The sequence below is a fragment of the Oleiphilus sp. HI0086 genome (assembly GCF_001635225.1).
Map to the genome: position 1 here is coordinate 1 of NZ_LWFZ01001295.1, position 1,681 is coordinate 1,681.

The following is a 1,681-nucleotide window of genomic DNA, read 5'->3' on the forward strand; positions in this document are numbered from 1 at the left end:
AGTAGCTTATCTTTCTTTGGCACAGACGAATTGCGGCACCAACATTCAGGAGAGTTCCCTGAATTGCTAAATGAGGCACCCGTTCTTCTCCCTCTGAATGATCATGCTTTACGTAGAAGCTTGGATGATTGGTTTGATCAGGTAGACATATCACCAAATGTCATCGCAGAGTTTGACGATAGTGCATTGCTAAAAGCATTTGGCGAAGGCGGTGCAGGTTTTTTTCCTGCGCCATCAGCCATGGCAAGCCAAGTTGAGCGCATGTATAACGTTAAGTCGATTGGTGAGATAAACAATGTTAGCGAACACTTCTTTGTTATTTCACCAGAGCGAAAATTGAAACATCCGGCTGTCGTTGCAATTACCGATGCAGCACGACGAAGCTTTTCATCTATTAGCCAAGCATCTTAGCTGCCGCTTCATCTGAAATTCCGCGCATGCGGCGCAGCATATAACGTTTTGCTTTGGCAAAGCTCTGTTCAATCGCGACACCACAATTTTCGCTCTCTACCGCTAGCTGTAAGTGCTCCCCTACACATGGGTGAATATTCAGCTCACAGTAGTAAAGAGCTCTATTATCATGTTCTTGTTGGCGTTCCTCTATCAACAGATTTACTGATTCAATATCAGTGTTAATGCCACTCAGGTGAAAGGAATAGTAAAGATCGACTGTTCTGCTCCAGTTACGCATTACGTGCTCACTTACATTTAGGTACAGCATAATTTCAACTCCGTGTTTTTTTACTATGCTAACGACCAACTACCCTAGGTATCCATAAGTTATTCACTCATAAATACTTCGAAGTATCCGAAGTATTTATGAGTGGCAATTTAAATCCATGCTTTCCCCCAGCCGTTTGGTTAAAGATCCAAAAAAAATTGATCAGTTTTTTTCGATCATATTGAGCTGAATATTCGACTTTTTCATAGCTAGGTAAAAGCATATAAATGTCTTCTCATCATTTAAAGCAAGGACCTACCTATGACAAAAGTTTTTCGAGAAATGGTTGAGCATGACGCAGCAGGGGGAATTCTATTAATTCTCGCGGCTTTGGCGGCACTCATCATGGCGAATACAGCTTTCAATGGTTTCTACCAAGGTGTGCTTAACTTACCCGTCACCATTCAATTCGGCTCCTTTGAAATTGCTAAACCGCTATTGCTTTGGGTCAATGATGGCTTGATGGCACTGTTCTTTTTCTTGGTCGGCCTAGAAGTTAAACGAGAAATTATTGAAGGCCACTTATCTTCAAAAGACCAGATAATACTACCTGCTATTGCCGCTGTGGCGGGCATCATTGCTCCCGCTTTAGTTTATGTTAGCTTAAATCAACAAAATCCGGCGGCACTTCAAGGCTGGGCTATTCCATCGGCAACTGATATCGCCTTTGCTTTAGGTATATTTAGTCTGTTCGGCAAAAGCCTACCACTGACCCTCAAGCTATTCCTGCTCTCGGTTGCTATATTTGATGATATCGGTGCGATAGTCATTATTGCCATTTTTTACTCACAAGACCTATCAACAGCCTCTCTTGCCGTTGCCATTTCAGGTCTGTTTGTTCTAGGCCTGTTGAACCGATTCAAGGTGAGCAAACAAGCGGCTTACATTATTGTCGGTATCGTTGTGTGGGCAGCCGTACTCAAGTCAGGTGTTCATGCTACGCTAGCGGGTTTCATCGTG

At 43.1% G+C, this 1,681-nt stretch carries 3 protein-coding genes; 2 read left to right on the forward strand and 1 reads right to left on the reverse strand.

What is annotated here, in order from left to right; translation table 11 throughout:
- On the forward strand, nucleotides 1–411 hold a 411-nt coding region (locus tag A3756_RS22240), incomplete at its 5' end, for a LysR substrate-binding domain-containing protein (RefSeq protein WP_231875611.1).
- Here A3756_RS22240 and A3756_RS22245 read toward each other — a convergent pair.
- Entirely contained in the window at nucleotides 395–721 is a 327-nt protein-coding gene (locus tag A3756_RS22245) for a hypothetical protein (RefSeq protein ID WP_068515457.1), read from the reverse strand. The genes A3756_RS22240 and A3756_RS22245 overlap by 17 nt on opposite strands.
- 261 nt (nucleotides 722–982) lie before the next feature.
- Here A3756_RS22245 and nhaA point away from each other — a divergent pair.
- Nucleotides 983–1,681: Na+/H+ antiporter NhaA (gene nhaA / locus A3756_RS22250; RefSeq protein ID WP_068554675.1), on the forward strand; the 699-nt coding region annotated here is incomplete at its 3' end.

Coding starts and splice junctions, on each gene's coding strand:
- A3756_RS22245 (WP_068515457.1), bottom strand. CDS start 721: ATGCTGTACCTAAATGTAAGTGAGCACGTAATGCGTAACTGGAGCAGA.